The organism is Pontimicrobium sp. MEBiC06410 (assembly GCF_053601615.1).
In genome coordinates, this window is record NZ_JBSHNT010000008.1 from 1 (window position 1) to 226 (window position 226).

General features: G+C 45.1%; 1 protein-coding gene. It reads left to right on the forward strand.

Annotated features, from left to right (window positions below):
• The coding region (locus ACVC08_RS00075; RefSeq protein ID WP_452600483.1) for a hypothetical protein at positions 1-226 on the forward strand (226 nt) is incomplete at both ends.

Sequence of the window (226 nt, forward strand, 5' to 3'; positions counted from 1 at the left end):
GTCACGACAACAACCGTAACCATTCCAGCAGGAAGCACGAGTGTCGATGTAGTGATTCCAATCACGGATGATGCCATAGATGAAACCGATGAAACCTTTACCGTCGATGGCACAGTAACCAGCGGAAACACAGCAAACACAGACCCAAGCGGAACAGTAACGATTATTGATAATGATATATGTATTTCGGATCCATTAACAGACTGTGATGGAGACGGAACACCAA